This window comes from Streptomyces sp. NPDC047981 (assembly GCF_040653315.1).
GTDB lineage: Bacteria > Actinomycetota > Actinomycetes > Streptomycetales > Streptomycetaceae > Streptomyces.
Genome location: NZ_JBEZNQ010000040.1, coordinates 52,088 through 78,729, shown reverse-complemented (window position 1 = coordinate 78,729; position 26,642 = coordinate 52,088). Strand labels below are relative to the sequence as shown.

Below are 26,642 nucleotides of genomic sequence, written 5' to 3'. Positions count from 1 at the left end.
GGCCGCCCGCGGGGCGGTCGCCGGGGCGGCCTGCCCGGCCGCGGGCACCGTGACCCAGCACTACCACAGCGGCCACAACGGCGTGGACATCGCCAACGCCGTCGGAACGCCGATCTACGCCGTCGGGGACGGCGAGGTGACCATCTCCGGGTACGAGCCGGGCTACGGGCAGTGGATCCGGGTCCAGCACCCGGACGGGAGGATCTCCGAGTACGGGCACATGTCCCGGCGGGACGTCTCCGTCGGCGACCACGTCGAGGCCGGCCGGCAGATCGCCCTGATGGGCTCCGAGGGGAACTCCACGGGACCCCATCTCCACCTGCGCATCTGGGGCGACCGGTCCGCCTCCTGGGGCGTCGACCCCGAGGTCCATCTCGCCGAGCGCGGCATCGTGCTGCCCTGCACGCCGGGCCCCGGCCCGCAGCCCAGGCCCCCGGTCTATCCGGCGGAGTCCGGCCGGGTCGTGTCGGCACGTTCGGCGGACGGGCGCCTTGAGGTGTTCGCGGCCGCGGCCGACGGCATCCACCACGCCTGGCAGCAGCGGGTCAACGGCGACTGGTCGTCCTGGGAGTCCCTCGGCGGGCCGGCCGACGCCCAACTCGCCATCGCGCCCAACGCCGACGGCCGTCTGGAGCTGCTCGCCCTCAACGGGAACACATTCCAGCACCGCTGGCAGCTGAACCCGTCCGGTGGCTGGTCGAACTGGGAGACCTTCGGCGGCGGTGGCCGGGACACGGCGGCCGGCGTCAACGCCGACGGCCGGATCGAGGTCTACGCGTCGGGCCCCGTCGGGCTCTTCCATCGCTATCAACTCGCCCCGAACGGCGGCTGGTCGGAGTGGGAGTCCACCGGCGGTGGCCCCGCCGACAGCAGGGTGGAGATGGGGAAGGCGCCCGACGGCCGCCTGGAGGTCTTCGCCCTCAACGGCGCCACCTTCGAGCACACGTACCAGACCGCCCCCAACGGCGGCTGGTCGGCCTGGGCCACGTTCGGTGAAGGCGGGCACGACCTGACCGTCGACCACAACGCCGACGGGCGTCTTGAGGTCTTCGCCTCCGGCCCGGTCGGGGTGTTCCACAAGTACCAGACCGGTCCCGCCGGTTGGTCCGAGTGGGAGGGCACCGGCGGCGGCCCCGCCAACGCGCAGCTCAGCAGCGAGCGCACCCCGGACGGCCGCGTCGAGGTCTTCGCCATGAACGGCACGACCGCCGCGCACAGCTGGCAGACCGGCCTCAACGCCCCTTACAGCCCGTGGGCCTCCTTCGGCACCGGCGGCACCGAGGTCACCGCCGCCGCCAACGCCGACGGCCGCATCGAGGTCTTCGGCACCAACCCCGTCGGCACCTTCCACACCTGGCAGACCGGCTTCAGCACCTGGGCCGACTGGGGCTGGGTGAACGACACCGCAGGACCGGCCCTCCACTGACCCGCCCCGCCCCGCTGCCGTCCCCACCCCCACCACACCCGTGGCAGGCCGTGCCCCCGCGACACGGCCTGCCGCGCGGTACGTCCGGAGGACCCATGCTTCCGATCAGCCGCCGGAGCCTGTTGCTCGGAGCGGCGGGCGCGGGCGCGCTGCCGCTCCTGGGCGCGACGGCCGGCCCGGCCCCCGCCGCGTCCTCCGGGGACGCGCCCGCCCGCTGGGTGGGCGCGGGACCCTTCACGTACGTCCACGACCCCTCCACCGCCGCCGGCCCGCGCTATCTCAACGATCACACCCTGGTGAAGGCCCACGGCCGCTGGCACCTGTTCGGCATCGCCGGGGACAGCGCCCCGCGCGGCGAATCCCCGGACAGCGCGAAGGAGATCACCTTCGCCCACGCCTCCGCGCCGAGTCCGGCCGGTCCATGGACCGGCCATGCCGACGCGCTCACCGTCGACCCGTCGTACTTCGGCGAGGAACACCTGTGGGCACCGCACGTCGTCGAGGCGGACGGCCGGTGGTGGATGTTCTACGCCGCGGGCGGCGCAAGCGGCGCGGCCGTCAACCTCGCCACGTCGACCGACCTGTTCACCTGGACCCGCGAGCCCTCCGGTCCGCTCTTCCGGGGGCTCGCGGCGCGTGACCCGATGGTGCTGCGGGTCGGCGGCGAGTGGGTCATGTACTACACCGAGCTGTCCGGCCCCGGCGGCCACCACGTCGTGGCCCACCGGCGCTCCGCCGACCTGCGCAACTGGAGTGAGCCGGGGGTGGCGTTCACCGACGCGAGCACGGACGCGACCGTCTCGGTCACCGAGTCGCCGTACGTCGTCGAACGGGACGGCTGGTACTACCTGTTCATCGGCCCCCGGAACGGCTACGAAGGCACCGACGTGCTGGCCTCCCGGGACCCGTTCCACTTCGAACTCTCCGGATACGCCGGCCATGTGGCCGGTCACGCCGTCGAGGTGGTCCGCGACGGGGACGCCTGGTACGCCACCGCCGCGGGCTGGTTCCGGCACGGGCTCCACGTGGCACCGCTGCACTGGCGGGACGCTCCGCCGCCGTGGCAGAGCCCCGACAACCCGGTGGCCGCTCTCGACGTCCACGGCCGGCTCACGGTGTTCGCGCTCGACGCCGCCGACCGGTCGATGCTGCGGCGCGTCCAGACCGACCCGCACACCGACAGCTGGTCGGAGTGGGAGGCGTTCGGCGGGCCGGCCGGGGCCGTGCCCACGCTCGGCCGTACCCCCGACGGCAGGCTCGAGGTGTTCTCGCTCGCCCCGGGCGGCGTCAACCTGCACCACCGGGTGCAGCGGCCGGACGGCGGCTGGTACGCGTGGGAGGAGTTCGGCGGCCCGGCCGGCGCGGCACCGGCCGTGGCGGGCGACGCCGACGGCCGCCTCGAGGTCTTCGCGCTGAGCCCGGGCGGGGGCTCCGTCGCCCGGCGGCGGCAGCGGTCGGCGGGGTCGCAGGCCTGGGACGGCTGGGAGATCGGCTTCGGCGGCGCGGCGGGCGCGCCGCCGGTGGTCGCGGCCAACGCCGACGGGCGGCTGGAGGTGTTCGTCCTCTCCCCCGGCGGCGCGGGGATCCGCCACCGCTGGCAGGAGACCCCCGGCGGCCCGTGGACCGCGACGTGGCACCCGTACGGGACGGCGGCGGGGGCCGCGCCCCGGGTCGCGCGGGACGGCAGCGGCCGGCTCACCGTCGCCGCGATCGGCCCTTCGGGCGTGGGCACGTTCGCTCGGCGGCAGTCCGTGGCGAGCGGCGGCTGGGCCGGGTGGCTGCCGCTGTTCGGCTGGTCCGCGGCGGCCCCGGCGTTCGCGGCCAACGCCGACGGCCGGCTCGAGGCGTTCTCCCTGTCGCCCGGCGGCGCCCGGCTCAGCCATCGCTGGCAGGTCGCCCCGGGCGGGGAGTGGGCTGCCGGCGGGGAGTTCGGCGAGCCGGGCCTGCGGCTCGCGGCCACACCGACGTCGGTGCTCGACGCCACCGGGCGGCAGCACGTCTTCGGGGTCACCGTCGCGGGACTGCTCCGGACCCGCGTCCAGGAGCGGCCGAGCGGCGGCTGGCGCCCCTGGTCGGCGTTCGGCGAGCGTGCGGTCGCGCCGCTCGTGTCGGGCAGCCCTGCGCTCTGAGGAGGGTGTGGATCGCGCCAAGTGGACGGAGTCTTCGCGGTCGTGATCGTGCGGCGGGGACGGAGGCTCCCGCGTCTTTCCGGGCGTGTGGCGGCGGCCCGTCTTCCCACGCCTCACGGTGAGTTCACCGGCATGACCGGCCGGCTCCGCCCCGTAGGGCCGGCCGGCGGTGGGGACCGGTTCCGGCGATGTGGCCGATGTGCGCCGGTGAACTCCCGCGAGAGATGAGTATCGTTCCGCTCGTCCGACACGTGACGCGGGGGAACGGGGGAGCGGTGAGTGGCGTAGTCGTCCATCTGCCGCCGGGGAGCGGCGGCGCAGGCGGCGCCGCACCGCACGGTGAAGCGGTGACCTTACGGCTCGGTCCCGGCGAGGTGGCCCGCTTCGGCCGGGGCTCCGCCAGGGTCCCCGTCGAGCTGTGCCTCGACGACCCGGCGATCTCCCGGCTCGCCGGGGAGATCCGTGTGACCGACGACCACTGGCAGCTGACGAACCACAGCACGACCCACAGCTATCTCGTGGAGAACCCGGAGGGAGCGGGCGAGTACCTGAGGGTACCGCCGCGCCGGGTCGGGGCGCCCATCCCCTTCGAGTTCTCCCGCGTGGTGCTGCCCACCCGCGGTGAGGTCACGGTCTCCTTCCAGGTGTTCGCCCCCGACCACCTCTATCTCGACCCGGAGGCCATGGGACTGCCCTGGGGGAACAGCACGGTCACCGCGTACTCCCTGGACGAGACCGCCACCTACTTCCTGGTCCTCGTCGCCCTCTGCGAGCCGCGGTTGCGCGACCAGTCGCGGGTGGCGGTCCCCACGACGCCCCAGATCGTCGAGCGGCTCAGAGGGCACGCCGGCTGCGCCACGCTGACCGCTCGGGCGGTCAGCTCGCACATCGACTACCTCGCCGAGGAGAAGCTGCGCATCGGCGGCCAGGACGCCCACGACCCCGCCAAGAGCGACCGCCGCAACGGCAAGCGGGAGGAGATCGTCGGGCTCGCGCTGCGCTTCGGACTCGTACGGGAGGAACACCTCGCGCTGCTGCCGCCCCTGTCGGCGGCCGGCGGGCGGGAGCGGCAGGCGGCGCGATGACCCGGCCGCACGGCTCGGGAGACACCACGGAGTGCGACCGGTCCGATCTGCTCCCTCCCGGCTTCCCGGTGGGCGACTGGGTGGTGACCGAGCTGATCGGCGCGGGCGGCTGGTCCACGGTGTACGCGGCGCGGCCCGCGGACCCGTCGTCCGGCGGGCCCGCCGACGTGGCGCTCAAGATCATGCCGACGGCCGGTCTCGCTCCCCTGCAGACCCGCAGGATCGTGGAGTCCGCCCGGCGCGAGGTCGATCTCGGGCAGCGGGCCGGCCACCCCCGGCTGATCGGTCTCGTGGAGTCGTTCGTGCTCGCGGCGCCCGACCGCCCGTCCCTGGAGGGTGCGCTCGTCCTGGTCATGGAGCGGGCCACCGGGAGTCTGCGCGAGCTCCTGGACGCGGGCGTGCCGGAGGCCGATCGCGGCGGGCTGATCGCGGGCATCTGCGAGGGGCTCGCCCATCTGCACCGCTCGGGCTGGGTCCACGCCGATCTCAAGCCGGAGAACGTGCTGCTGGCCGGGGACGGCTCGGTGAAGCTGTCGGACTTCGGCCTCGCCACCGAACTGACCGGCACGCACGGGTACGCGCCGCCCATGGGCACCCTGGACTACCTCCCGCCCGAGCGCTGGCGGGCGCCGCTCGGCGAACGGGGCGTGCGGGTCAGGCCGACCGCCGACATCTGGGCGCTCGGCATCGTCGTCCACGAGGTGTTCGCGTCGGGCGGCTCGCCGTTCCCCGGTGCCACCCCCATGGCGCGCGGCGCCTCGGTGCAGGCGTACGGCCAGGGGCGTGCCCCGCTGCGCATGGCCCCCGAGGTGCCGGCGTTCTGGCGGGCGCTGGCCGCCGACTGCCTCGCCCCGAACCACGAGGCCCGCGCCCCGCACACCGCGGAGAGCCTGCTCGCCCGCATCGACGCCCACCGGGGGCGGCCCGGGGCGAGGCCGGGGGCGGGGCGGCTGCGGCACCGGGCCCGCGCCGCCGTCCTCGCCACCACGCTGTGCGGGATCGCGGGCGCGACCCTGTGCGCGGACGCGGTACGGGTCGGCCCGTCCACGCCGCCGGACCGGGCGGCCGCGACGGCGGGCACGGTACGGGTGTTCAACGCGGAGCGCGGCTGCCGGGAGCGGGCCGACCAGGACCGGCGGTGCAGCCTGGGCCTGGCGATCGATCCGGCGCGACCGTACACGGCGGACAACGTGGTGCGGACCCGGGTGTGGCACGGCGACGTCCTGGTCGCCGACTGCCGGTTCACCGGCGGGGAGCCCATCATCGACGAGGAGGACGCGCGCTCCACCGACTGGTACCGCGTCCGGCTCCCGTCCGGCTCGCTGCCACCGGCGGCCTGGCTCCCCGCCGTTCGCACCAGGGACCGGCCCTCGTTACCGGACTGCCGGCGCCCCGCGGCCGGCCACTGAGCGGTGACACGGTCGTGGCGTGGCCGTGACGGCCTCGCCGCGGCCGTGCCGCACCATGGTGACCAGGAGGCCGACATGTCGATTCACTACCACAAGCAGATCACCCTCGTCCCGAAGCTGGTCCGCCTGAACATCGGCTCGCACGGCTGGTCCCTGAGCTTCGGCCCACGCCGGGCGCACATCACCCGGCACGGCGGAGGCGGGCACAGCGCGTCCGTGCGGCTGCCGGGCGGGATCACCTGGCGCCGACGCGTCCGCGGGCGCCGCTGAGGACCCGGCGTCCGCGAGGCTGCCCCGGCAGCCCCGCGGACGTGCCCCGTGCCGACGGGCCTCAGCAGGCGAGGGTGCCCCTGCGGAGCGCGTGGCCACCGGTGTTGCTGTCGTCCGCCCAGTAGACGGGCTTGGTCCCGCCGACGCACTCGTCGGCCGCCGCGAGGGCGAAGCCCTCGTTGTTGAGGTCCGGCATGCCGCTCGGCCGCGCGTGGACGGCGGTGAGGGCGAAGGTGCCGGTGGAGCCGATCCGCATGGTGCGGTGCTCACCGCCGCACGTGTCGTCGCAGACCAGCCACAGGCGCGCGGCCTGGGGCTCCCACTGGAGCTCCATCACGCCGGGCATCCCACTGGCGAACGTGGTGACTCGGGTGGCGGTGCCGCTGTCCTGGAGGACGTAGCCGTGGACCGCGCCGGTGCCCTCCACGCCGAGCAGGAAGACGCCGCCGGTGTGGGGGCCGTACCGGCTCGGGTCGTACGCCGCGCCGGTCGAGTCGTCCTTCAGGCCGGCTCCGACGAGGGTGGCGTCGGGGATCCAGGTGATCGCCTCGAAGCCGAGGTTGGAGCCCACGGCCGGCAGGGAGGCGGTCAGATTCCACTCCTTGGCGGCGGTCAGGCCGCTGCCGGTGCCGCTCGCGACGTCGTAGCGGAGGACGGACAGGCGGCTGGTGCCGGACGCGTCGCCGTTGCGCTCGGTCGCGACGTACGCACCGCCCGCGGCGCCCGCGCCGGTCAGGGTCACGGCCTCGCTGTCGGGGCTTCCGGTGCCACCCGGGTAGCGCAGGCTCTTGCCCGTGGACCAGCCGTTGGTGGTGTCCGGGCGCCAGCCGCCGGAGCCGTCGCGGACCAGCCGCCACAGCTTGCCCGAGTTCTGGGCGCCCCACAGCACGGAGCCCTCCTGGTACAGGCCGCTCAGATCCTCGCCGAAGACGTTCGAGCCGTCGGCGGTCGCGACCGCGCTGCCGCCCGGCCAGGCCACCGGGCTCGTACCGCCGCCGGAACCGCAGCTGTTGAGCGCGCCGAGCGTCTGCGGCGCGTGGGCGAAGGCGCCTGTGCCGTCGGGGCAGCGCGACCAGGAGGGGGCCGAGTGCGCGCTCCAGCCGTACTCGTCGACCAGGGTGCCGCCGCCGGGCAGGTAGAGCCGGGCCTTGTCGCTGGAGCCGAGGCCGAAGGCCGCGTGCACGTCGAACGCCCGGACCGCGCCGGGGGCGAGCGTCGTCCCGGCCGGAACCGTGAACTTCGAGCTCTTGTTGTCGTCCTTGAGGATCCAACCGGAGATGTCGACCGGGGCCGCGCCCTTGTTGAACAGTTCGATCGAGTCGTCGACGCTGCCGGTGGTCACCACCTCGTTGATGCGGATGTCGTCGGCCGGCGCGGCGTGCGCCGCGGGCACGGCGAGCGTCGCGGCGGCGGCCAGTGTGGCGCAGGCGACGGCGAGGCGGAACGGGGCATGGGGCACGGTGGCCGTCCTCACGGTGGGGTGTCGAGACGTGGGTGCTGGCGCCCAGGGCCCTGGGCGTCACGAGACTCACGCCCGTCGCCGAACGCCGCTCGGCGCCCGACGGCTTGTCACATGAACGCATGTCGAACGGCAGGCCGTACGACCGCCATCCGTACGAGGGAGAGCCCGGCGTCGTGATCGAGCCGTTCCGGGGGCGCGCCGCATGGGCCGGCGGGCGGCCGGGCACCGATGATCACGTGCCACACAGAGACGAGACACAGCGCTTCACCGCCCTGTCCGCGCGTCTGACCGGATTCGACGAGGCGGCCCTGGAGGCAACCGGGTCGACCGAGGTGTACCGGTCGGTGGCCGTGGAGCGGCTCGGCGCGGAACGCTACGCACGGCTGCTGCGCGAGCCGGAGGACGTCGGGGAACCGAGCGGCGAACTGCGGGAGTCGGCCAGGGCGGTGACGTATCTCTGGTACACCGGCAGCTGGCCGGGCTCGCCGCCGATCGCGGTGTCCCCGCGCGCCCGGGCCGAGGGCCTGGTCTGGAAGGCGGCCGGACTGCGCGCCCCGGCCACCGATCCGCGTGGATACGGGAGTTGGGCCGACGCGGGCGAGGTCGTCGAGGAGGGCGTCCGGTGAGCCGGTACGACGTGATCGTCGTCGGCGGCGGGATCGCCGGCTCGCTCGTGGCGCATCGGCTGGGTGCCGGCGGCCGCCGGGTCCTGGTTCTCGAAGCGGGCCCGGCGGACGGGCCCGCCGCTCCCCTGCCCCATCCGGCCGCCCCCTCGCCCCAGGTGACGGACCTCGTCGGCACGGCCGAAGCGCCCGGTTTCCGGGCCTCGGGCCACCTGCGGCAGAACGGTCCGCTCCCCTACGCCAGCGGCTACGTCCGCGCCAACGGCGGTACGGGCAACGTCTGGACGGGCCTCGCGCCGCGCATGCTCCCGGAGGACTTCGACACGGAGGCCTTCGGGTACGGGCGGCGGTGGCCGCTCGCGTACGAGGACCTCGAGCCGCACTACCGGGCCGCGGAGGCGGAGTTGGGGGTGGCCGCCGACACGGGCGAGCAGCGCGAGCGGCTCGGTCTGCCCTTCCCCGACGACTACGTCTTCCCGATGCGTCCGCTGCCGGCCGCCCGTCTCGACCGGCTGCTGGCCGCCCGTCTGGACGGGCGGCGGGTCAAGGACCCGGTCGCGTTGCGGGAGGTCGAGCTGAGGGTGGTCGGTACTCCGCACGCCCGCAACGGGATCCCCGACCCCCGGTACGACGGCGGCCGCGGCTATGTGCCGCGCGGGCGGGACGGTCGGGCCGACCCGGAGAGCCGGTGCGTGGGCAACGCGAGCTGCATCCCGCACTGCCCGTCGTACGCGAAGTACACGCCGCTGAAGACCCAGGGCCGCTGGAGCGCGACCGTCACCCTCCAGGACCGGTCGGTGGTGCGCCGGGTCCTCGTGGACGGGCGGGGGCGCGCGACGGGGGTGGAGTACGCCGGATACGACGGGGAGGTCTCGGTCGTCCACGCCGACGTGGTCGTGCTGGCCGCGCACGCCGTCGAGAACGCGCGGCTGCTCCTCCTCTCTGAACTGGCCGGGGGCAGTGGCCAGGTGGGCCGCAATCTGATGGACCATCCGGTCCTGCTGACCTGGGGCCTCATGCCCGAGGACACCGGGTCGTACCGGGGTCCCGGCTCGGTGTCGGGCTTCGAGGGCTTCCGCGCCGGTCCGGCGCGCCGGCTGCGGGCGCCGTTCCGCGTGGAGTTCGGGACGTGGGGCTGGTCCTGGGCGAAGGGCCCGGTGGAGACGGACGTCGACCACTTCCTCACCGACCGGGGCCTGCTGGGAGCGGATCTGCGGCGGGCGGTCGGGAGCCGTCTGCGCCGCCAGTTCACCTTGCAGTTCGAGATGGAGCAGGCCGCCGATCCGTCGAACCGGGTCACGCTCCACCCGTCCGAGCGGGACGCGTCGGGCCTGCCGCTGCCGCTGGTCACCTACGACCTCGACGAGCACGTGAGGGAGGGCATGGCGGCGGCGCGCGCGGTCTCCGAGCAGATCTTCGCCCTCCTCGGCGCAGAGGACCACACGGAGTACGCACCGGTGACTCAGTGGCCGGGCCGCTTCGAGCACGGCGGCCGTACGTACGGCTACCGCGGGGCCGGCCATGCCGCCGGCACACACGTCATGGGCGACTCCCCCGCGACCTCGGTGGTCGACTCCTGGCAGCGCTGCTGGGAGCACCCCGGCCTGTACGCGGTCGGCTGCGGCAGCATGCCGTCGGTGGCCACCTCGAACCCGACGCTGACGATGGCGGCGCTCGCCCTGCGGAGCGCCGAACGGATCGAGCGGGAGCTGGCGCACCGCGACGACCCGGTGTCCGTCGCCCGGCCCCCGCACACCCCCCTTCCGAGCCGAGGAGCCCAGGCATGACCTCCCATCTCCCTCTCCCTCCGGTGTCCGAGCCGTTCCGGCTCCCCTTCCACTACGGGGCGTTGCACCAGCTGGGCGTCGACTGGCTGGTCGAGCCGGAACCGGTCCGCGCGCTGCTCGCCAAGCAACACCCGGACCTGACGGCGGCCACGTTCGAGGACGGGCGGGCGCTGGTCTCGCTCAACTACCAGCTGTACTTCGCGCAGTACGTGTTCGGCGGCGGGGTGACGCAGGAGATCGAGTTCAACGTCATCGCCTTCCCGACGGCCGAGCGCCACCGACTGCCGCGGCTGACCTACGCGCAGTACGCCAAGGGCTGGGACCAGACCAAACTGCTCGGCATCGCCCGCCTGCACGTCGTGTGCGACAACCCGTTCGCGATCAGGGCAGGTCGCGAGCTCTACGCCGAACCCAAGCACCCGGGCTGGTTCGAGGTGGGGCTGCCGTCCCTCAACGGACCGGCGGGCGACACCTGGACGGTGCGGTGCAACGCGGCGGCGATCGGTCCCGGCGACGCGCTGGAGAAGGGCCTGAGCCCGTTGCTCGACCTCACGGCCGCCCTGGACGGGCTCTCCTCGGTCGCCGCCAACTCCGCCCCGATCACCGGCTACGGCACCGACCCGGAGGGCCGTCTGCTCGCCGGCCCCATGAACCTCTCCCAGCCGTACCGCTGGTACGACCTGACGGCCCCCGAACACGCCGACCGCACCCGGCTGACGCTCCACACCCCGGCCGCCACCCTCGGCGACGACCTCCGCACCGTCCTCCCCCCGACCACCCCGGCCACCGGCGCCTGGACCTACCAGTCACCCCCGGTGGCGGCCCACCACCGCCCGTACTACCTGCCGAGGGCACCGCGCACGTGACGTCAGGGGTGCCCGAGGTCACGGCGTGACGATGGCGAAGTCCGGGTCCGGATCGGCGAGGTGTCCGAAGAGTTCGGCCACCTTCGTCAGGTCGCCCTCGGCCGTCGCCCTGCCCTGCTCGATGAGATCGGGCAGGGGGGTGACGCCCAGCAGGACGGCGCGCAGGGACTCCTCGTCCAGGGTCAGCCGGACGTCCGGTTCGGACGTGGCCGGGCCGGTGCCGGTGACGTGGGTGAGGACGCCGTTGCGCAGCCGGAGCGTGACGGGGTCGCCCGCCGTGATGTTCCAGCGCACGCAGATGTCCGCGTCCCAGCAGCGCGGCCCGTCGACCCTGATCGCGAGGGAGTCGAAGAGCTGGTCGAGGGTGAGCGCGCGCAGCACGTCGGGCGAGGCGACGACCGTCGGCGTCCCGGCGGGGCCCTCCCGCAGCTCCATCGCTCCCGTGAGGTAGAAGTTGCGCCAGGTGCCGTTCTCGCTGCCGTACCCCAGCTGTTCGAGCGCGTCCGCCTGGAGCTCGCGGGCGGCGGCGTTGCCGGGGTCGGCGAACACGACGTGGTCGACCACCTGGACGACCCAGCGGTAGTCGCCCCGCGCGTACGACTCGCGGGCGCGGCGCAGCACCTCGTCGGCGCCGCCCATGAACTCCACGTACCGTGTGGCGCTCTCGACGGGCGGATGCTCCCACAGGTGGGCCGGGTTGCCGTCGAACCAGCCCATGTACCGCTGGTAGACGGCCTTGGTGTTGTGACTCACCGAGCCGTAGTAGCCATGGGTGTGCCAGGCCCGCTCCAGGGCCGGCGGCATCCGCATCTCCTCGGCGATCTCCCGCGGTGTGTACCCCAGGTTGAGCATGCGCAGGGTCTGGTCGTGCAGGTAGGCGTAGACGTCGCGCTGTTCGGAGAGGTACTGGACGACCCGCTCGCGCCCCCAGACCGGCCAGTGGTGCGAGGCGAACGCGACGTCGGTGACGGCGCCGAAGAGTGTGACGGCCTCGGTCAGGTACCGTGCCCACTCCCGTGGATCGCGCACCTCCGCTCCGCGCAGGGTGAGCAGATTGTGCAGGTTGTGGGTGGCGTTCTCGGCCATGCAGAGCGCGCCGTGGTCCGGGAAGTGGATGTTCAGCTCGGCAGGTGCCTCGGTACCTGGCGTCAGCTGGAAGACCATGCGGATGCCGTCCACGATCTCCGTCTGGCCGGTGCCGGTGACGTCGACGGTCGGCGCGATCAGCCCGACGGAACCCGTCGAGGTGGCCTGCCCCAGGCCGGCGCCGATCTGCCCCCGCTCCCCCGTCGGCAGCACGGCACCGTACATGTAGGCCGCGCGGCGGGCCATCGCCGTGCCCGCGTACACGTTCTCGCTGACGGCGTGCTTCAGGAAGCCGACCGGCGCGACGACCGGGACGCCCCGCGCGATGTCGGCGTCCGTCACCACGCCGCGCACACCGCCGAAGTGGTCGACATGGCTGTGGGTGTAGAGCACACCGGTCACCGGCCGGGCACCCCGGTGGGCGCGGTAGAGCGCGAGGGCCGCCGCCGCCGTCTCGGCGGAGATGAGGGGGTCGATCACCAGGATGCCCTCCTGGCCCTCGACGACCGTCATGTTGGAGAGGTCGAAGCCACGGACCTGGTAGATGCCTTCGACGACTTCGAAGAGGCCGTGTTCGGCGGCGAGTCTGCTCTGTCGCCAGAGGCTCGGATTGGCCGTGTCGGGGCAGTCCCCCTGGAGGAAGTCGTACGCCTCCAGGTCCCAGACCGTGCGCCCCTCGGCGTCGCGGACGACCGTCTCCTCCGCCGTCCCCATGTAGCCGCGTCGGGCGTCGTCGAAGTCGCGCGTGTCGTCGAAGGGGAGACGCCGCAGGACCTCCTCGTTGCCCCGCACGATTCCCTGCTCGGCCGGCCTGGAGTGCTCGTTCCCGGTCATCGCTCGGGCTCTCCCTCTCTCCTCGCGCACCTGCCGGGCGATGGCCGACGCGTCCCTCCCACCCTCGGTCCCCGTTCGGGACGGGCACGATCGGGCTTGCTCCGTCCGGGTGAGCGCGCGTCAGCCGTCGGGGCGGTCCGTGCGGAGGGCGGGTCCGTCCGCGGTCCCGCCGTCGGGTCCGTCTGCGGTCCCGCCGTCGGGTCCATCGTCGATTCCGCCGTCGGCTTCGTCCTCGGCTTCGCCGTCGGTCCTGCCGTCGGCTTCGCCGTCGGTCCTGCCGTCGGTTCCGAGGTGGCGGTTGAGCGGGGGCTCCTGGGCGAGTACGGCGCCGATGGTGAACGCGAAGGTGAGCGCGGCGCACACCACGATCAGCCACGACAGCATCGTCAGGACGAGACCCAGCGAGCCGTACTCGCCCAGGGCCCGGTTGAGGGCGCCCGGCATGTAGAGGCGTGCCGTGAGGCCGAGGGCGGTCGTGGCCGTGGCGGCGAGCAGGGCGCCGGGCAGGAGCGGTAGCCAGCGGATCCGGTTGACGAGCAGGAGGTGCTGGGTCCACAGCCACACCCCGGTGCTGACCAGGAAGTACAGCGGCAGGCCCAGCCATCCGCCCGTCCCGAAGCCGCTGCGGATCGGCTCCTGGAGGAGGACGACGAGGACCAGGGCCAGCAGCCACACCGCCCACCGCCAGGCGGCGATCCGTGTGCTCGCCCTGGGCAGCCCCCAGGCCCGCTCGCACACCCGTGCCATGGCGCGGCTGAAGCTCGTGGCCGACACCAGCGCCACGAGCGCGCCCACGGCACCGGTGGTGTCCCGCAGCCCTTCGGCGTCGGAGCCGTCGAGGACCTTCTTCAGCTCCTCGTCCGATGCGCCCGTCAGCCCGAACACCTCCCGCAGGGAGTCGCGCATCTGGTCGCGTACGCCGACGGGGGCGAAGGCCGCCAGGGCGAACAGGAGCGGCACGGCGGCCAGGAACGCCTGGGCCGCCAGTCGGGTGCCGGCGTCCAGGAGGTTCCCGCTCATCAGCCTGCTCGTGAGCTCGGTGAGTACGGGAAAGCGGCTCTCGGCACCCCTCCGGATGCTCCGCACCCGGCTCGCCCACGTCATCCGGCCTCCCGATCCCGCCCGCCCGTCCATTGGACGGCGCCGCATCCGCCCGGGCGAGCCCGCCGACCCGTCCGAGGGAACGCCCCGACCCGCTGACGCCCGGTCAACCGGTCCGGGGGCGTCCCGCTGCCCGTCCCCTTCGACGTGCGCGTCACGGCCGGTGGGTGAACGATGGAGAGAGGTCGTGCGTGCGAGCAGCCGCCGACGGGGGCAGTAAGGGCAGGGAATGCGGCTTCGTCTCCGAGAGGTGGCGAGCGTGGACGTCTTCGACGCTGTCGTCGTCGGGTCGGGATTCGGCGGATCGGTGACCGCGTTCCGCCTGGCCCAGGCCGGTCTCGGTGTCTGCGTTCTCGAACGGGGGAAGCGGTTCCCTCCCGGGTCCTTCCCGCGCAGTCCCCACGAGACGGCCAAGAACTTCTGGGACCCGGATTCCCGCCTGTACGGGATGTACGACATGTGGAGCTTCTCGACGATGGACGCCCTGGTGTCCAGCGGTCTCGGCGGCGGCTCGCTGATCTACGCGAACGTGCTGATCCGCAAGCCGGAGAGCTGGTTCGTGCACGAGTCGTTCGACGGCGGGCGCGAGGACTGGCCCGTCACGCGCGAGGACCTCGAACGGCACTACGGGGCTGTCGAGACGGCGATGGGCGCCCAGCGGTACCCCGTCGATGTCGAGCCCTACCGGAGCACGCCCAAGACCCTCGCGATGCGTGAGGCCGCCGAGCGCCTCGGGCTTCCCTGGGAGCTTCCGAAACTGGCCGTCTCCTTCGGGGACCCACCGGTGCCCGGCGCTCCGCTCGAAGGCGGTGCGGACAATCTGCACCACGCCCCGCGCTACGCGTGCAGGCTCGTCGGTGAGTGCGACCTCGGCTGCAACTTCGGCAGCAAGAACAGTTTGGATTTCACCTACCTCAGCGCCGCCGACCGGCTCGGGGCGGACATCCGGACCCTGTGCGAGGTCCGCTCGTTCGAACCGGTCCCGGAGGGGTTCCTGATCTCGTACCTGGAGCACGACGCCGCCGGAGACGGAGACCGCCCGCCTCCCGTGCGGCACACCGTCAGGGCGCGGCGGCTGATCCTCTCCGCCGGCACCTTCGGCACCACGTATCTGCTGATGCGCAACCGCAGCGCCTTCCCCGCGCTCAGCCCGGCCCTCGGCACGCGCTTCTCCGGGAACGGCGACTTCCTCGGCCTGGTGTTCAAGGCGCGCAGGCCCCATCCGGACCTGCCCGCGGAGACGGTGCCCCGCCTCCTGGAGCCGAGTTTCGGCCCGGTCATCACGAGTGCCCTGCGGGTGGACCGCAAGGGCAGCGGTGCGAGGGACAGGGGCTTCTACATCGAGGACGCCGGCTACCCGGAGTTCCTCAACTGGCTCGTCGAGCAGAACGTCCTCACCCTCACCGACCGGGTCGCGCGGTTCCTGCTGCGCCGGGGGTGGTCGCGGCTGACCCGGACGGCGAAGAGCCGGGTGGGACGGCAGCTCAACGACGCCATGGGCAAGGGGCTGTTCACCGCCACGTCCCTGCCGCTGCTCGGCATGGGACGGGACGTCCCCAACGGGCGGATGTTCCTGCGTGACGGGCATCTGGACCTCGATTGGAAACTGGCCGCGTCCGACGCCTACTTCAGGCAGATGAACGAGACCATGCGGGCCGTGTCGCACAGTCTGGGCGGACGGTACGCCGCGAACCCCCTGTGGTTGCTCAACCGGCTCATCACCGTGCATCCCGTGGGTGGCGCGCCGATGGGGCGCACCCCGCGCGAGGGCGTGGTGGACCCTTTCGGGCAGGTTTTCGGCTATCCGGGTCTGTCGATCGCCGACGGCTCGGTGCTGCCCGGTCCCGTGGGTCCGAACCCCTCGCTCACCATCGCGGCGCTGGCCGACCGGTCGGCCGACCGCATCATCGAGGATCAGTGACCACCGGCGAGGCCCCCATGACGCGCAGATCACTCATCCTCGCCGGCGGCGGCCTGAAGGTCGCCTATCAGGCGGGTGTCCTGCAAGTGCTTCTCGACGAAGCGGAGTTGACGTTCGATCACGCGGACGGCGCCAGTGGAGGCGTATTCAACCTGGCGATGTACTGCCAGGGGATGTCCGGGCGCGAGATCGCGGACAACTGGCGCGGGCTCTCCCCGCTGAAGGGCGTCACCCCGAACTGGCGCGAGTGGGCGAAGGGGCCGTACGCCCGTTCCCTCTTCACGCTGGACGGCTACCGGCGCCGCGTCTTCCCGGGCTGGGGGCTCGACTGGGACCGCATCCGGGCCACGGACCGTGAGGCCACCTTCAACCTCTACAACTTCAGTGCCAACGAACTGGAGGCGGTGACCGCCGACCGGATGGACGAGGAGCGCTTCTGCGCCGGGGTGTCGCTGCCCATGTGGTTCCCTCCTGTCGTCATCGACGGGCAGACCTACATCGACCCGGTCTATCTCACCGACGGGAACGTCGAGGAGGCGATCCGCCGGGGCTGCGACGAGCTGTGGATCATCTGGACGGTCAGCCGTCGGCACCGCTGGCGGGACGGCTTCGTCGCCAACTACTTCCACATCATCGAGACGACGGCCAACGGCCAGTTGCAGCACTGGCTGCGCCGGATCGAGGCCAGCAACGCGGCGCTGCGCCGGGGGGAGGACGGCGAGTTCGGGCGCCTGATCGACGTCCGGATGCTGGCCGGCGAGGTCCCCCTCAACTACCTCATCAACTTCTCCCGGGACCGGTTCGCCCAGGCCGTCGAGCTCGGAGTGCGGGACGCCCGCTCCTGGTGCACGGAGCAGGGGATTCCCTGGAAGCCGGGCGCCGCTCCCGGCCGCCCCGACGATCCGACCCGGCTGCGCTTCACCGAACGCATGGTGGGGCAGGTCGTGTTCGGCGACCACGCCGCCCCGGCCGAGGTCCCGCCGGAGAACGGGACGACGGCCGACATCGCGCTCCACGTGACCGTCGACATCCAGGGAGTGGACCGCTTCCTCCTCGATCCTGCGCACGAGGCCGCCCTGCGCGGGGAGATCGTCTGTCAGGAGCTGGGTGGGCGGCTTCCGATCGAGCGGGGCACCTTCCAGCTGTTCGTGGAGCATTCCGGCCCCCAGCACCTGCGGATGCTCTACCGGGCGTACGTCACCGACCGGGCCGGTCACCCGCTCACCCTCAGCGGGTACAAGGACGTCAGCGAGGACTCGCGCCGAGGGGTCTGGAAGGACACCTCCGTCCTCCACACCCGCGTCCTGCGCGGCCATGTCGACGCGCACGAGGAGTCCGGGGCCGAGACGGTGGCCTCGGGGACCGTGCGCATCCGACCCGCCGACTTCCTCAAGCAGCTCACCACCTTCCGGGTCGAGGCACCGACGCTGCCCGGCAGAGCGGCGGCCCTCGGGCGTTTCGGCCAGTTCTTCACCGGCAGGCTGTGGGACGTGTACGCGCAGAACGTCCTGCCCTGGTCCCCCCTGTGACCGAGGAGGAGCCGTCGTGGACTTCCAGGAACTGCGAAAGCACGCGGAGGCACTCAGGTTCACCCCCCGGGAACCTGTGCGCTGGCTGGCGCCGAAGGAACTGACGAGGACGGCCGTCAAGGTCGCCATGGCAGCGATGTTCGCCGGCTATTCCGACAAGCGCGAGATCCAGGGCGCCCTGGAGGTCGAGCCCCTGTCGGCACCGCTCGCGGACCCCGAGGCGCAGGAGATCTGGATCGACTTCGTCGCGGACCTCGGCGACGGCTTCGAGGCGACGGCCTCGGTGGCGGCCGTCCTGGGCGCGGACACCCTCGCCCTGCCCCGGCACGGCCCGCTCCCCCGCGGCTCGCTGCTCGTCCTCGGCGGGGACCAGGTGTACCCGGTGGCGTCGACGGGCGCGTACGAGGACCGGATGAAGGGCCCCTACCGCGCCGCGCTCCCCTCCGCACCGGACAAGCCCCTCATGCTCGCGCTGCCGGGCAATCACGACTGGTACGACGGGCTCACCGCGTTCCTGCGGATCTTCGCCCAGAATCGTGCCATCGGCGGCTGGGAGACACGCCAGACCCGGAGCTACTTCGCCGTGAGGCTCCCCGGGCGCTGGTGGCTGGTCGGCCTCGACAGCCAGCTCGGCTCGTACATCGACGACCCGCAGCGGCGCTATTTCGAGACCGAGCTGTCCCGGCATCTGGAGCCGGGCGACAGCGTGATCGTCTGCTGTGCCGTGCCCACGTGGATGGAGAGCGCCGAGGAGCCGGACGCGTTCAACTCCCTGCACTGGTTCGACCTCAACGTCGTACGGAACCGGTTCGACCGGGAGACCCGGACGTACCGGCCCACGGGCGCGTCGATCCGGCTGTGGCTGACCGGCGACAAGCACCACTACGCGCGCTACGAGGAACGGCTGTCGAGCGAGGAGCCCGGATCGGACGAGCCGCTGCCCGCGAACCCCCGGCGGCGCCAGATGGTGACCTGCGGCCTGGGCGGCGCGTACCTGGCGGCCACGCACCACCTCCCCGAGGAGCTGTCGCTGCCACCGGCCGGCTCGCGCCTGCGGAAGAAGGACGAGCGGCCCCTGGCGTTCACCCTGGCCCCCGGCACGTACCCGGACGCGGCGGAATCCCGCACGCTCGCCCGCGCCCTCGCCAACCCGTTCTCGCCGCGCTTTCTCCTGCGCCACAACCGCGGGTTCGCGGTGCTGGCCGCCGTGGTGCACGTGGTGCTCGTCCTGATCATGTGCGCCGCGTTCGCGCTGGGCGAGGGGCGGCACAACCCCATCGGCGCGCTGCAGGGTGCCGGCCTCGACGACCTGCTCGGTCTGCTCTGCGCGAGCGCCGCCCTCTTCCTCCTGCCGTTCCTGATCGGCTGGTGGAGAGGGCTGCTGGGCGAGGGGCGGCCCAGGGCGCCGTCCGGCCCGGTCCTGGCCGCGCTGCTTCAGCTGGCGGTGGCCGCCGCCGCTCTGGCGGTCATCACCGCGATGGCACGGACGTTCGCGTCCTCCTGGAACGGCATCTTCGTGCTGATGATCCTGGTGTTCGTCGCCGCGCTGTTCGGCGCGACCTTCGGCTCCCTGCTCTTCGCCCTGTGGGTGCGGTGGTCGAACAAGGGGATGCCCACCGAGTGGCAGATGTCCGGGCAGTCCATCGACGACCACAAGGGCTTCCTCCGCATGCACATCGCACGGAACGGCTCGCTCACCCTCTACCCGCTGGCGCTGGACAGCACGTGCCGCGACTGGCGGCTCGACGAGGTCCGGGCCACCCCGGCGCCCTGGACACGCCCGGTGCCCGCGACACCGCCGACCGCGCACCTCATCGAGGAGCCCGTGGTGATCGCACCGCACCGCGAGGTATGACCGACGGCTCTCGGTCACGTGGCCGGAACTCCGTCGGTGATCCGAATAAACCCCGTACGAATCAAGGTCACTTCATCGAGGTAATTCCCCCTGGATCACGCGGCGACCAGGCGAATTCCGCGGCTACTGTTCACCGGGATCCGGACGGTTCCCGATGATTCGCCCCCCTTTCCGCCCTCGCCCCTCCCACTTTCGCCCCGCGTAAGGAGTTCTCGTCCGATGACCGTTGAGACCGGCCCGGAAGCCGAGGCGGCACCGTCCCGGCAGTCGCTGAGCACCGCGGCCGCCCGCAACCTCGCCACCACGACCAAGTCCGCACCGCAGATGCGGGAGATCACCGATCGCTGGCTGCTGCGGATGCTCCCCTGGGTCGACACCAAGGGCGGCGCCTACCGGGTGAACCGGCGGCTCAGCTACACCGTCGGCGACGGGCGCATCGAGTTCGTCCAGGACGGCCCGGACGTCCGGGTGATCCCGCAGGAGCTCGGCGAACTGCCGTTGCTGCGCGGCTTCGAGGACCTGGAGGTGCTGACCGCGATCGCGGACCGGTGCGTCCAGCGCGACTTCCGCGCCGGGGAGGTGCTGGTCGAACGCGGCGCGCCCGCCCGGCACATCCATCTGATCGCCCGCGGCCGGATCAACCAGACCTCCGTCGGCAAGTACGGTGACGAGGTCGGCGTCGCGGTGCTCGCGGACGGCGACCGCTTCGGCGAGCAGGCCCTCCTGGACGGCGAGGGCACGTGGGGCTACACGGCCACCGCAGAGACCGCAGGCACGCTGCTCACCCTGTCCCACGCCGACTTCGCCGCCGTACTCGCCTCCGCCCCTCACCTCGCCCACCACGTACGGCAGTTCACCTCACTGCCGCGACGGCGGCAGAACCGTCACGGCGAGGCCGAGATCGCGATGTCCGCCGGACACAGCGGCGAACCCCGACTGCCCGGCGCCTTCGTCGACTACGAACTCAAGCCGCGCGAGTACGAACTGTCGATCGCCCAGACCGTGTTGAAGGTCCACTCCAGGGTCGCCGACCTCTACAACGGGCCGATGAACCAGACCGAGGAGCAGCTCAGGCTCACGGTCGAGGCGCTGCGGGAGCGCCAGGAGTACGAACTCATCAACAACCGCGAGTTCGGACTGCTGCACAACGCCGACTACAAGCAGCGGATCCAGCCGCACTCCGGCCCGCCCACCCCGGACGACCTCGACGAACTGCTCTGCCGCCGTCGCGGCACCAAGCTCTTCCTCGCCCACCCCCGGACGATCGCCGCGATCGGCCGCGAGTGGAACGCCTGCGGGCTCTACCCGGAGACGGCCGAACTCGACGGGCGCCAGGTGCTCGCCTGGCGCGGGGTGCCGATCCTGCCCTGCGACAAGATCCCCATCAGCGCGGAGAACGCCAGCTCGATCCTCGCCATGCGCCTCGGGGAGGACAACCAGGGCGTCGTCGGGCTGCGCCAGACGGGCCTGCCGGAGGAGTACGAACCGGGGCTTTCGGTGCGCTTCATGGGCATCAGCGAGCAGGCGATCATGTCGTACCTCGTCACCGCCTACTACTCCGCCGCGATCCTCGTGCCCAACGCGCTCGGCGTGCTGGAGAACGTGCAGATCGCCCGCTGGCGTCACTAGTCACCCCGGGCCCCTCCTCCCCGGTCGGCCCCGACAGCCACCACCCCACCAAGGAGTTACGGATGCCCGATCCCGGGCTCTCCCCTGCCCTGTCCTCGCTGGAACGGATCCTGCGCGGCCCCACCGGTCTGGGCACGTCGAGCCTCTTTCCGGCCCGACGCGAGGAGCCCCCGGCGCCCCCTGCGCCGCCGGCCCCCGAGGAGCCGACGGAAGCGGCGGAAGCGGCGGGGCCGGCCGCCGCGACCTCGGGTCGACCGATCCCCGGTCTCTACCACCACCCGGTCGAGGAGCCCGACCCGGTGCGTGTGGAGGAGGTCAGTCGCCGGATCAAGGACTGGGCGGTGGAGGAGGTCGAGCTGTTCCCCGAGGAGTGGGAGGGCCAGTTCGACGGCTTCTCCATCGGGCGCTACATGGTCGCCTGCCATCCGGACGCTCCGACCCTCGACCACCTGATGATCGCCGCCCGGCTGATGGTCGCCGAGAACGCGGTCGACGACTGCTACTGCGAGGACCACGGAGGTTCCCCCATCGGCCTCGGCGGCCGCCTCCTGCTCGCCCACACCGCCCTCGACCCGCTCCACACGACGGCGGACTACCAGCCGGGGTGGGCCGATTCGCTGCACGCGGACGCCCCGCGCCGCGCCTACCGCTCCGCCATGGAGTACTTCGTCCAGCAGTCCACGCCCTCCCAGGCCGACCGGTTCCGGCACGACATGGCCCGGCTGCACCTGGGGTACCTCGCCGAGGCGGCCTGGTCCGAGACGGACCACGTCCCGGAGGTGTGGGAGTACCTGGCGATGCGGCAGTTCAACAACTTCCGCCCCTGCCCCACGATCACCGACACCGTCGGCGGCTACGAGCTGCCGACCGACCTGCACGCGCAGCCCGCCATGCAACGGGTCATCGCGTTGGCCGGCAATGCGACCACCATCGTCAACGACCTGTACTCCTACACCAAGGAGCTCAACAGCCCCGGCCGGCACCTGAATCTGCCCGTGGTGATCGCCGAGCGCGAGGACCTCTCGGAGCGCGACGCCTACCTGAAGGCGGTCGAGGTCCACAACGACCTCATGCACGCCTTCGAGGACGCGGCCGCCGACCTGGCCGCCGCCTGTCCGGTCCCGAACGTCCTGCGCTTCCTGCACGGCATGGCCGCGTGGGTGGACGGCAACCACTACTGGCACCAGACCAACACCTTCCGATACAGCCTGCCCGATTTCTGGTAAGAACGGATCGATACATGACGAACACCCAGCTCCCGACCGTCAGCGGCACCTCGGCCTTCATCCCCGCGCCGGCGACGCCCTACCAGGGAGACATCGCCCGCTACTGGAACAACGAGGCCCGGCCCGTGAACCTGCGGCTCGGCGACGTCGACGGGCTCTACCACCACCACTACGGCATCGGCGACGTGGACCACGCCGCCCTCGGGGACGTCGAGGACAGCGCTTACGAGAAGAAGCTGATCGCCGAACTGCACCGCCTGGAGTCGGCGCAGACCGACGTCCTCCTGGACCACCTCGGCTCCGTCGGTCCTGACGACACGCTCGTGGACGCCGGCTGCGGCCGGGGCGGTTCGATGGTCATGGCCCACCAGCGGTTCGGCTGCAAGGTCGAGGGCGTCACCCTCTCGGCCACGCAGGCCGATTTCGCCAACCAGCGGGCCCGTGAACTCGGCATCGAGGACTCCGTCCACGCCCGGGTCTGCAACATGCTCGACACGCCCTTCGAGACGGGGCAGGCGGCGGCCTCGTGGAACAACGAGTCGAGCATGTACGTCGACCTGCAGGACCTGTTCGCGGAGCACTCCCGCGTCCTGGAGGTCGGCGGTCGCTACGTGACCATCACCGGCTGCTGGAACCCGCGCTACGGCCAGCCCTCGAAGTGGGTCTCCCAGATCAACGCGCACTTCGAGTGCAACATCCACTCCCGTCGGGAGTACCTGCGCGCCATGGCCGACAACCGTCTCGTACCGCAGGCCGTGGTCGACCTGACTCCGGCGACCCTCCCCTACTGGGAGCTGCGGGCCACGTCGTCCCTGGTCACCGGAATCGAGGAGGCGTTCATCAACTCGTACAAGGACGGTTCGTTCCAGTACGTGCTGATCGCGGCGGACCGCGTCTGACCTGACGCGTCCGTCTGACGGAGAGCGGGTGTGGTGGTCTGTCGTCCACCGCGCCCGCTCTCCTACAGTGCGTGCTGCGCCGTTCGTACCGCAGCCCTGCCTCACACTCGCCTCACGCTCGCCTCACCCTCGCCTCACGCCCTGCCTCACGCCCTGGCTTCGTCCGCCCCCGCCCCGTGTCCGGTCCGTGCCGACGTACAGCCGTCGAACAGGAGCATCCCGTGGACATGACCGCCCGCCTCGACACCGTCCCCGAACTGGACCCCGCCCTCGTCCGGCGGTGGCAGGCCGACGGAGGGGAACTCGTCGACCTGCTCGCCATGGCCCGCGAACGGCTCGGCGGCCTCGCTCTGTTCCGGCTCGGCCCGCGGCCGACCCTCCTGGTCACCGCCCCGGAGGCCGTTCAGCACGTGCTCGCGCTCCGTCCCGATCGGTACGTCAAGCGCTCGCACCGTGCGCGATTGCTGATCGGCGACGGCCTGCTGGCCGCGACGGGCGAGGCCTGGCAGCGGCAACGGAAGCTGCTGCAGGCACAGTTCACCGGCAGGGGAATGCGGCGCTACGAGCAGCGGATCGACGGGGCCGCCCGGACCGCCGCGGCGCGCTGGGCCGCGTACGCCCGTACGGGAGAGGTGTTCGACGTCGGCGAGGAGATGCGCCGCTTCGCCCTGGACACCATCTGGCGCTCCCTGACGGGACACCCTCTCGACCCCCTGACGGAGCGTGAACTCGACGCCGTGCCCGCCGTGGTGGCCGCGCTGCCCAGCCTTCCCTCCGACGGCGCCGCCGCCCGAGGGGTCGTCGCCGACGAGCTGGCGCGGATCGACGCCGTGGCGAGCCGGGCCATCGCCGCCGTCCGGGACGGAGACGCGGTGCCGCCCGACGGCCCGGGCCTGCTGCACGTCCTGGTCGAGGCGGCCGGGACGCACCCCGCGTACAGCGACCGGCTGATCCGGGACGAGCTGGTCACCCTCCTCGTCGCCGGCCACGAGACGACCGCCACCACCCTGACGTGGCTCCACCTCCTCCTGGACCGCGCCCCGGGGGCTCGGGAGCGGGCTCTCGCCGCGGGGGCCGAGGGGTCTCCCGAACGGCGCCAGGCCGTCCAGGCGCTCGTCCACGAGACACTGCGGCTCTACCCGCCGGCCTGGATGCTGCCGCGCTCCGCCGCGGAGGACGACGTCCTCGCAGGCCACCGGGTCGAGGCGGGAACCGACGTCCTGGTCTGCCCGTACCTCACCCACCGGGACCCCGGCCTCTGGGAGGACCCCGAGCGGTTCGACCCGGGCCGCTTCACGACCCCTGGGCGCCGCCCCGGCAACCCCGGGAGCTACCTCCCGTTCGGGATCGGGCCACGGGCGTGCCTGGGTCTGCAGTTCGCCCTGCGGGAGTCGACCGTTCTCCTCGATCACCTCCTGTCCGCCCCTGTACCGCGCTTCCGCTCGGCGCCGACCGAGGCCACGTACGGCATCACCGTGCGACCCGACGGCCCGGCCCTCGCGACGCTCGGGTAGGCACTACCGGGACCCGAGCCGCTCGGCGTCGGCTCCGCGGGCGCGCCACCGCCCTAGGCACGTTCGGACACGCGAGACACACCGGCGAACCACCCACGGGTGAAGCCGAGAAGTGACACGCAAGGCAGCTCAGGACACCCGCGCCCCATTTGTCCGCCCGCGTGTGCCTGCGCAGCCGCGTCATGTATAACCGCTGCGCTGTGCGGCGGAGGCTCGGGGCGAACTCTGCGCATGCACAGCGGGTTTGGGTCCATGAGCCGGTGGAGCCGAGCGGTCACCGCCTGGTTTCTCGCGACCTGCCACCGATACTGATCAGTTGCGTACGAGGGATGGGACATGAGTCCGAGAGGGGCCCGCGCAAGGCGGGCGACAGGGAAGAGGCGCGCGGTCTGGCTGGCGGCAGGAGTCGTCGTCCTGGCGGGCACGGGTGTGACGGCCGTCGCCGTGACAGGAGGCGGTGAAACAGCCGGTCCCGATGACGGCTCGCGCCAGGCGGCGGCGCATGCGCTGCCGTTGGACGGGAAGGACCCGAAGAAGCGCGCACTGCCACGCACCGCGACACAGTCGTTCTCGCTCGTCGGCGTCTCGTGGGAGGACAGCGGCGACACCTTCGAGGGCACAGCCCAGATACGTACCCGCAAGGCGGCCACCGGCGAGTGGAGCGCGTGGCGCGACCTCGACTTCGACGTACGGGCACCGGAATCCGCCGAGGGCGGCGCGTCGGACGTACGTGGCGCCTCGGAGCCGCTGTGGGTCGGCCCTTCGGACGGCGTCGAGGCGCGGGTCGTCGCGGACGGCGAAGAGACCGCGGTACCCGAAGCGCTCCGCCTCGACCTGATCGACCCCGGCGAGACGGTCAAGGGCAAGGGCAACGGCGGCGGCAAGGGCAGTGGGAAGCCGAACGACAAGGTGAACGGCAAGCCCAGCGCCTCGCCCGACGCCACGGAGACCAGCCCCGCCTCCCCCAGCGCTGATCCCGGCGACACGACAGGCGGCTCCGGGGGCGGCGAGACATCGCAGCCACCGGTCGAGGAGCCGACGGCCTCCCCCGCCGAGCCCACGGACACGGTTCCGCCCACGCAGGAGCCCACCGAGTCCGCCCCGGGCACGGACCCGACGGAAGACCCGACGGACGAGCCCACGGGGACTCCGACGGGGACCCCGTCCGAGGCGCCCACGGAAGCCCCCTCGACCGAACCCACCGAAGCCCCCACCAGCACGGCCCCCACGGACCCGACCCCCAGCACGGTCCCCACGCAGGAGCCCACCGAGCCCGCTTCCCCCACCGGGCCGAGCGGCACCCCGGAGCCGAGCAGCACCGCTCCGGCCGCCCCCGCCGTCGTCAGCCGCGCCGCCTGGGGCGCGGACGAGTCGCTCGTCCAGAACCCGCCCTCGTACCTGAACAAGGTCGACGCCGTCTTCGTCCACCACACCGCGGGGACGAACGACTACGCGTGCGCCGACTCGCCGGCCATCATCCGCGCGATCCTCACGTACCACGTGAAGACGAACGGCTGGAACGACATCGGCTACAACTTCTTCGTCGACAAGTGCGGCACGGTCTTCGAGGGCCGTGCGGGCGGCGTGGACCGGCCCGTCCTCGGGGCACACACCTACGGCTTCAACAGCTACTCCTCGGGCATCTCGCTCCTCGGCGACTACGAGAACGGCGGCACGCCGACGGCCGCGGCCAAGCAGGCCATCGCCGACCTCGCCGCCTGGAAGCTCGGCCTGCACGGCGTCGACCCGGAGGCGAAGGTGACGCTCACCGCCGCGGCGGACACCGGAGTGTGGACCAAGGGCCAGGCCGCCACACTGAACACCATCTCCGGACACCGCGACGGCTACGCCACGCTCTGCCCCGGTGCCAGCCTGTACTCCGCACTCCCGACCATCCGCACGACCGCGGGCAGTTCCCCGTACGCAACCGGAAACTGACGACCACGACCACGACGCACACCAGCGGCCGGGACCTCTCACAGGGCCCGGCC

General features: G+C 72.6%; 18 protein-coding genes and 1 pseudogene. 16 read left to right on the top strand and 3 right to left on the bottom strand.

The genetic code is table 11. The annotated features are described in order from the left end of the window. The first annotated feature begins 49 nt into the window (after positions 1–49). The 5 genes from AB0E14_RS23635 (at position 50) to AB0E14_RS23615 (ending at position 6,319) form a co-directional block, all read left to right on the top strand. Positions 50–1,426 (top strand): peptidoglycan DD-metalloendopeptidase family protein, encoded by a 1,377-nt coding sequence (locus AB0E14_RS23635; protein WP_362421412.1) that lies wholly within the window; start codon positions 50–52, stop codon positions 1,424–1,426. 95 nt (positions 1,427–1,521) lie between these two features. Next, positions 1,522–3,555 carry a family 43 glycosylhydrolase gene (locus AB0E14_RS23630; protein ID WP_362421395.1) on the top strand — a complete coding sequence of 678 codons (2,034 nt, stop codon included), beginning with the start codon at positions 1,522–1,524 and terminating at the stop codon, positions 3,553–3,555. A gap of 275 nt (positions 3,556–3,830) precedes the next feature. Further along, on the top strand, positions 3,831–4,640 hold the full coding sequence (locus tag AB0E14_RS23625) for a serine/threonine protein kinase (protein WP_362421392.1): 810 nt from the start codon (positions 3,831–3,833) through the stop codon (positions 4,638–4,640). Beyond that, a complete protein-coding gene (locus tag AB0E14_RS23620) occupies positions 4,637–6,049 on the top strand; it encodes a serine/threonine-protein kinase (protein WP_362421389.1) in 1,413 nt (470 codons plus the stop codon). Before AB0E14_RS23625 ends, AB0E14_RS23620 begins: the two co-directional genes overlap by 4 nt. A gap of 75 nt (positions 6,050–6,124) precedes the next feature. Continuing rightward, positions 6,125–6,319 carry a DUF4236 domain-containing protein gene (locus tag AB0E14_RS23615; protein ID WP_362421386.1) on the top strand — a complete coding sequence of 65 codons (195 nt, stop codon included), beginning with the start codon at positions 6,125–6,127 and terminating at the stop codon, positions 6,317–6,319. Positions 6,320–6,380: 61 nt separating this feature from the next. Here the strand turns inward: AB0E14_RS23615 and AB0E14_RS23610 are convergent, their stop codons facing one another. Next, positions 6,381–7,712 (bottom strand): lamin tail domain-containing protein, encoded by a 1,332-nt coding sequence (locus AB0E14_RS23610; protein WP_362421410.1) that lies wholly within the window; start codon positions 7,710–7,712, stop codon positions 6,381–6,383. A gap of 188 nt (positions 7,713–7,900) precedes the next feature. Between AB0E14_RS23610 and AB0E14_RS23605 the strand changes: the two genes are divergently transcribed. Genes AB0E14_RS23605 through AB0E14_RS23595 form a run of 3 tightly spaced genes read left to right on the top strand, consistent with a single transcriptional unit; the run spans position 7,901 to position 11,057 of the window. Next, positions 7,901–8,407 (top strand): hypothetical protein, encoded by a 507-nt coding sequence (locus AB0E14_RS23605; protein WP_362421384.1) that lies wholly within the window; start codon positions 7,901–7,903, stop codon positions 8,405–8,407. After that, complete coding sequence (locus tag AB0E14_RS23600) at positions 8,404–10,191, top strand: GMC family oxidoreductase (protein ID WP_362421381.1); 1,788 nt, start codon at positions 8,404–8,406, stop codon at positions 10,189–10,191. Before AB0E14_RS23605 ends, AB0E14_RS23600 begins: the two co-directional genes overlap by 4 nt. Further along, positions 10,188–11,057, top strand: a complete 870-nt coding sequence (locus AB0E14_RS23595; protein ID WP_362421378.1) for a hypothetical protein — start codon at positions 10,188–10,190, stop codon at positions 11,055–11,057. Before AB0E14_RS23600 ends, AB0E14_RS23595 begins: the two co-directional genes overlap by 4 nt. An 18-nt stretch (positions 11,058–11,075) precedes the next feature. Here AB0E14_RS23595 and AB0E14_RS23590 read toward each other — a convergent pair whose 3' ends face one another. Both AB0E14_RS23590 and AB0E14_RS23585 read right to left on the bottom strand, forming a co-directional pair. Then, positions 11,076–12,977 carry an alkyl sulfatase dimerization domain-containing protein gene (locus AB0E14_RS23590; protein ID WP_362421376.1) on the bottom strand — a complete coding sequence of 634 codons (1,902 nt, stop codon included), beginning with the start codon at positions 12,975–12,977 and terminating at the stop codon, positions 11,076–11,078. Positions 12,978–13,097: 120 nt separating this feature from the next. Continuing rightward, entirely contained in the window at positions 13,098–13,997 is a 900-nt protein-coding gene (locus tag AB0E14_RS23585; protein WP_362421373.1) for a YhjD/YihY/BrkB family envelope integrity protein, read from the bottom strand. Positions 13,998–14,337: 340 nt separating this feature from the next. Between AB0E14_RS23585 and AB0E14_RS23580 the strand changes: the two genes are divergently transcribed. The 8 genes and pseudogenes from AB0E14_RS23580 to AB0E14_RS23545 all read left to right on the top strand — a co-directional run bounded on the left by AB0E14_RS23580 (position 14,338) and on the right by AB0E14_RS23545 (position 26,589). Then, positions 14,338–15,999: a GMC family oxidoreductase gene (locus tag AB0E14_RS23580; protein ID WP_362421370.1), complete on the top strand. Its 1,662-nt coding sequence runs from the start codon at positions 14,338–14,340 to the stop codon at positions 15,997–15,999. Positions 16,000–16,016: 17 nt separating this feature from the next. Then, the gene (locus AB0E14_RS23575) at positions 16,017–17,528 is read left to right on the top strand and encodes a patatin-like phospholipase family protein (protein WP_362421367.1); all 1,512 of its coding nucleotides are present in this window, start codon (positions 16,017–16,019) and stop codon (positions 17,526–17,528) included. 16 nt (positions 17,529–17,544) lie between these two features. Further along, complete coding sequence (locus tag AB0E14_RS23570; protein ID WP_362421364.1) at positions 17,545–19,383, top strand: metallophosphoesterase; 1,839 nt, start codon at positions 17,545–17,547, stop codon at positions 19,381–19,383. Between the two features lie 219 nt (positions 19,384–19,602). Next, entirely contained in the window at positions 19,603–21,012 is a 1,410-nt protein-coding gene (locus AB0E14_RS23565) for a family 2B encapsulin nanocompartment shell protein (RefSeq protein WP_362421361.1), read from the top strand. A 92-nt stretch (positions 21,013–21,104) separates the two neighbouring features. Beyond that, positions 21,105–22,238: pseudogene (locus AB0E14_RS23560) on the top strand (family 2 encapsulin nanocompartment cargo protein terpene cyclase); the annotation flags it as partial. Between the two features lie 14 nt (positions 22,239–22,252). Beyond that, positions 22,253–23,137, top strand: a complete 885-nt coding sequence (locus AB0E14_RS23555; protein WP_362421358.1) for a geranyl diphosphate 2-C-methyltransferase — start codon at positions 22,253–22,255, stop codon at positions 23,135–23,137. Positions 23,138–23,364: 227 nt separating this feature from the next. Beyond that, positions 23,365–24,651, top strand: coding sequence for a cytochrome P450 (locus AB0E14_RS23550; protein ID WP_362421407.1), 1,287 nt, complete (start codon positions 23,365–23,367; stop codon positions 24,649–24,651). A 336-nt stretch (positions 24,652–24,987) separates the two neighbouring features. Continuing rightward, positions 24,988–26,589: an N-acetylmuramoyl-L-alanine amidase gene (locus AB0E14_RS23545; protein WP_362421355.1), complete on the top strand. Its 1,602-nt coding sequence runs from the start codon at positions 24,988–24,990 to the stop codon at positions 26,587–26,589. The last annotated feature ends 53 nt before the right edge of the window (positions 26,590–26,642 follow it).

Excerpts from the sequence above, each read along its gene's own strand:
- AB0E14_RS23565 (WP_362421361.1), top strand. The coding sequence starts at position 19,603 with ATGACCGTTGAGACCGGCCCGGAAGCCGAGGCGGCACCGTCCCGGCAG.
- AB0E14_RS23605 (WP_362421384.1), top strand. The coding sequence starts at position 7,901 with ATGTCGAACGGCAGGCCGTACGACCGCCATCCGTACGAGGGAGAGCCC.
- AB0E14_RS23545 (WP_362421355.1), top strand. The coding sequence starts at position 24,988 with ATGAGTCCGAGAGGGGCCCGCGCAAGGCGGGCGACAGGGAAGAGGCGC.
- AB0E14_RS23620 (WP_362421389.1), top strand. The coding sequence starts at position 4,637 with ATGACCCGGCCGCACGGCTCGGGAGACACCACGGAGTGCGACCGGTCC.
- AB0E14_RS23615 (WP_362421386.1), top strand. The coding sequence starts at position 6,125 with ATGTCGATTCACTACCACAAGCAGATCACCCTCGTCCCGAAGCTGGTC.
- AB0E14_RS23555 (WP_362421358.1), top strand. The coding sequence starts at position 22,253 with ATGACGAACACCCAGCTCCCGACCGTCAGCGGCACCTCGGCCTTCATC.
- AB0E14_RS23585 (WP_362421373.1), bottom strand. The coding sequence starts at position 13,997 with ATGAGCGGGAACCTCCTGGACGCCGGCACCCGACTGGCGGCCCAGGCG.
- AB0E14_RS23550 (WP_362421407.1), top strand. The coding sequence starts at position 23,365 with ATGACCGCCCGCCTCGACACCGTCCCCGAACTGGACCCCGCCCTCGTC.
- AB0E14_RS23590 (WP_362421376.1), bottom strand. The coding sequence starts at position 12,977 with ATGACCGGGAACGAGCACTCCAGGCCGGCCGAGCAGGGAATCGTGCGG.
- AB0E14_RS23630 (WP_362421395.1), top strand. The coding sequence starts at position 1,522 with ATGCTTCCGATCAGCCGCCGGAGCCTGTTGCTCGGAGCGGCGGGCGCG.
- AB0E14_RS23575 (WP_362421367.1), top strand. The coding sequence starts at position 16,017 with ATGACGCGCAGATCACTCATCCTCGCCGGCGGCGGCCTGAAGGTCGCC.
- AB0E14_RS23595 (WP_362421378.1), top strand. The coding sequence starts at position 10,188 with ATGACCTCCCATCTCCCTCTCCCTCCGGTGTCCGAGCCGTTCCGGCTC.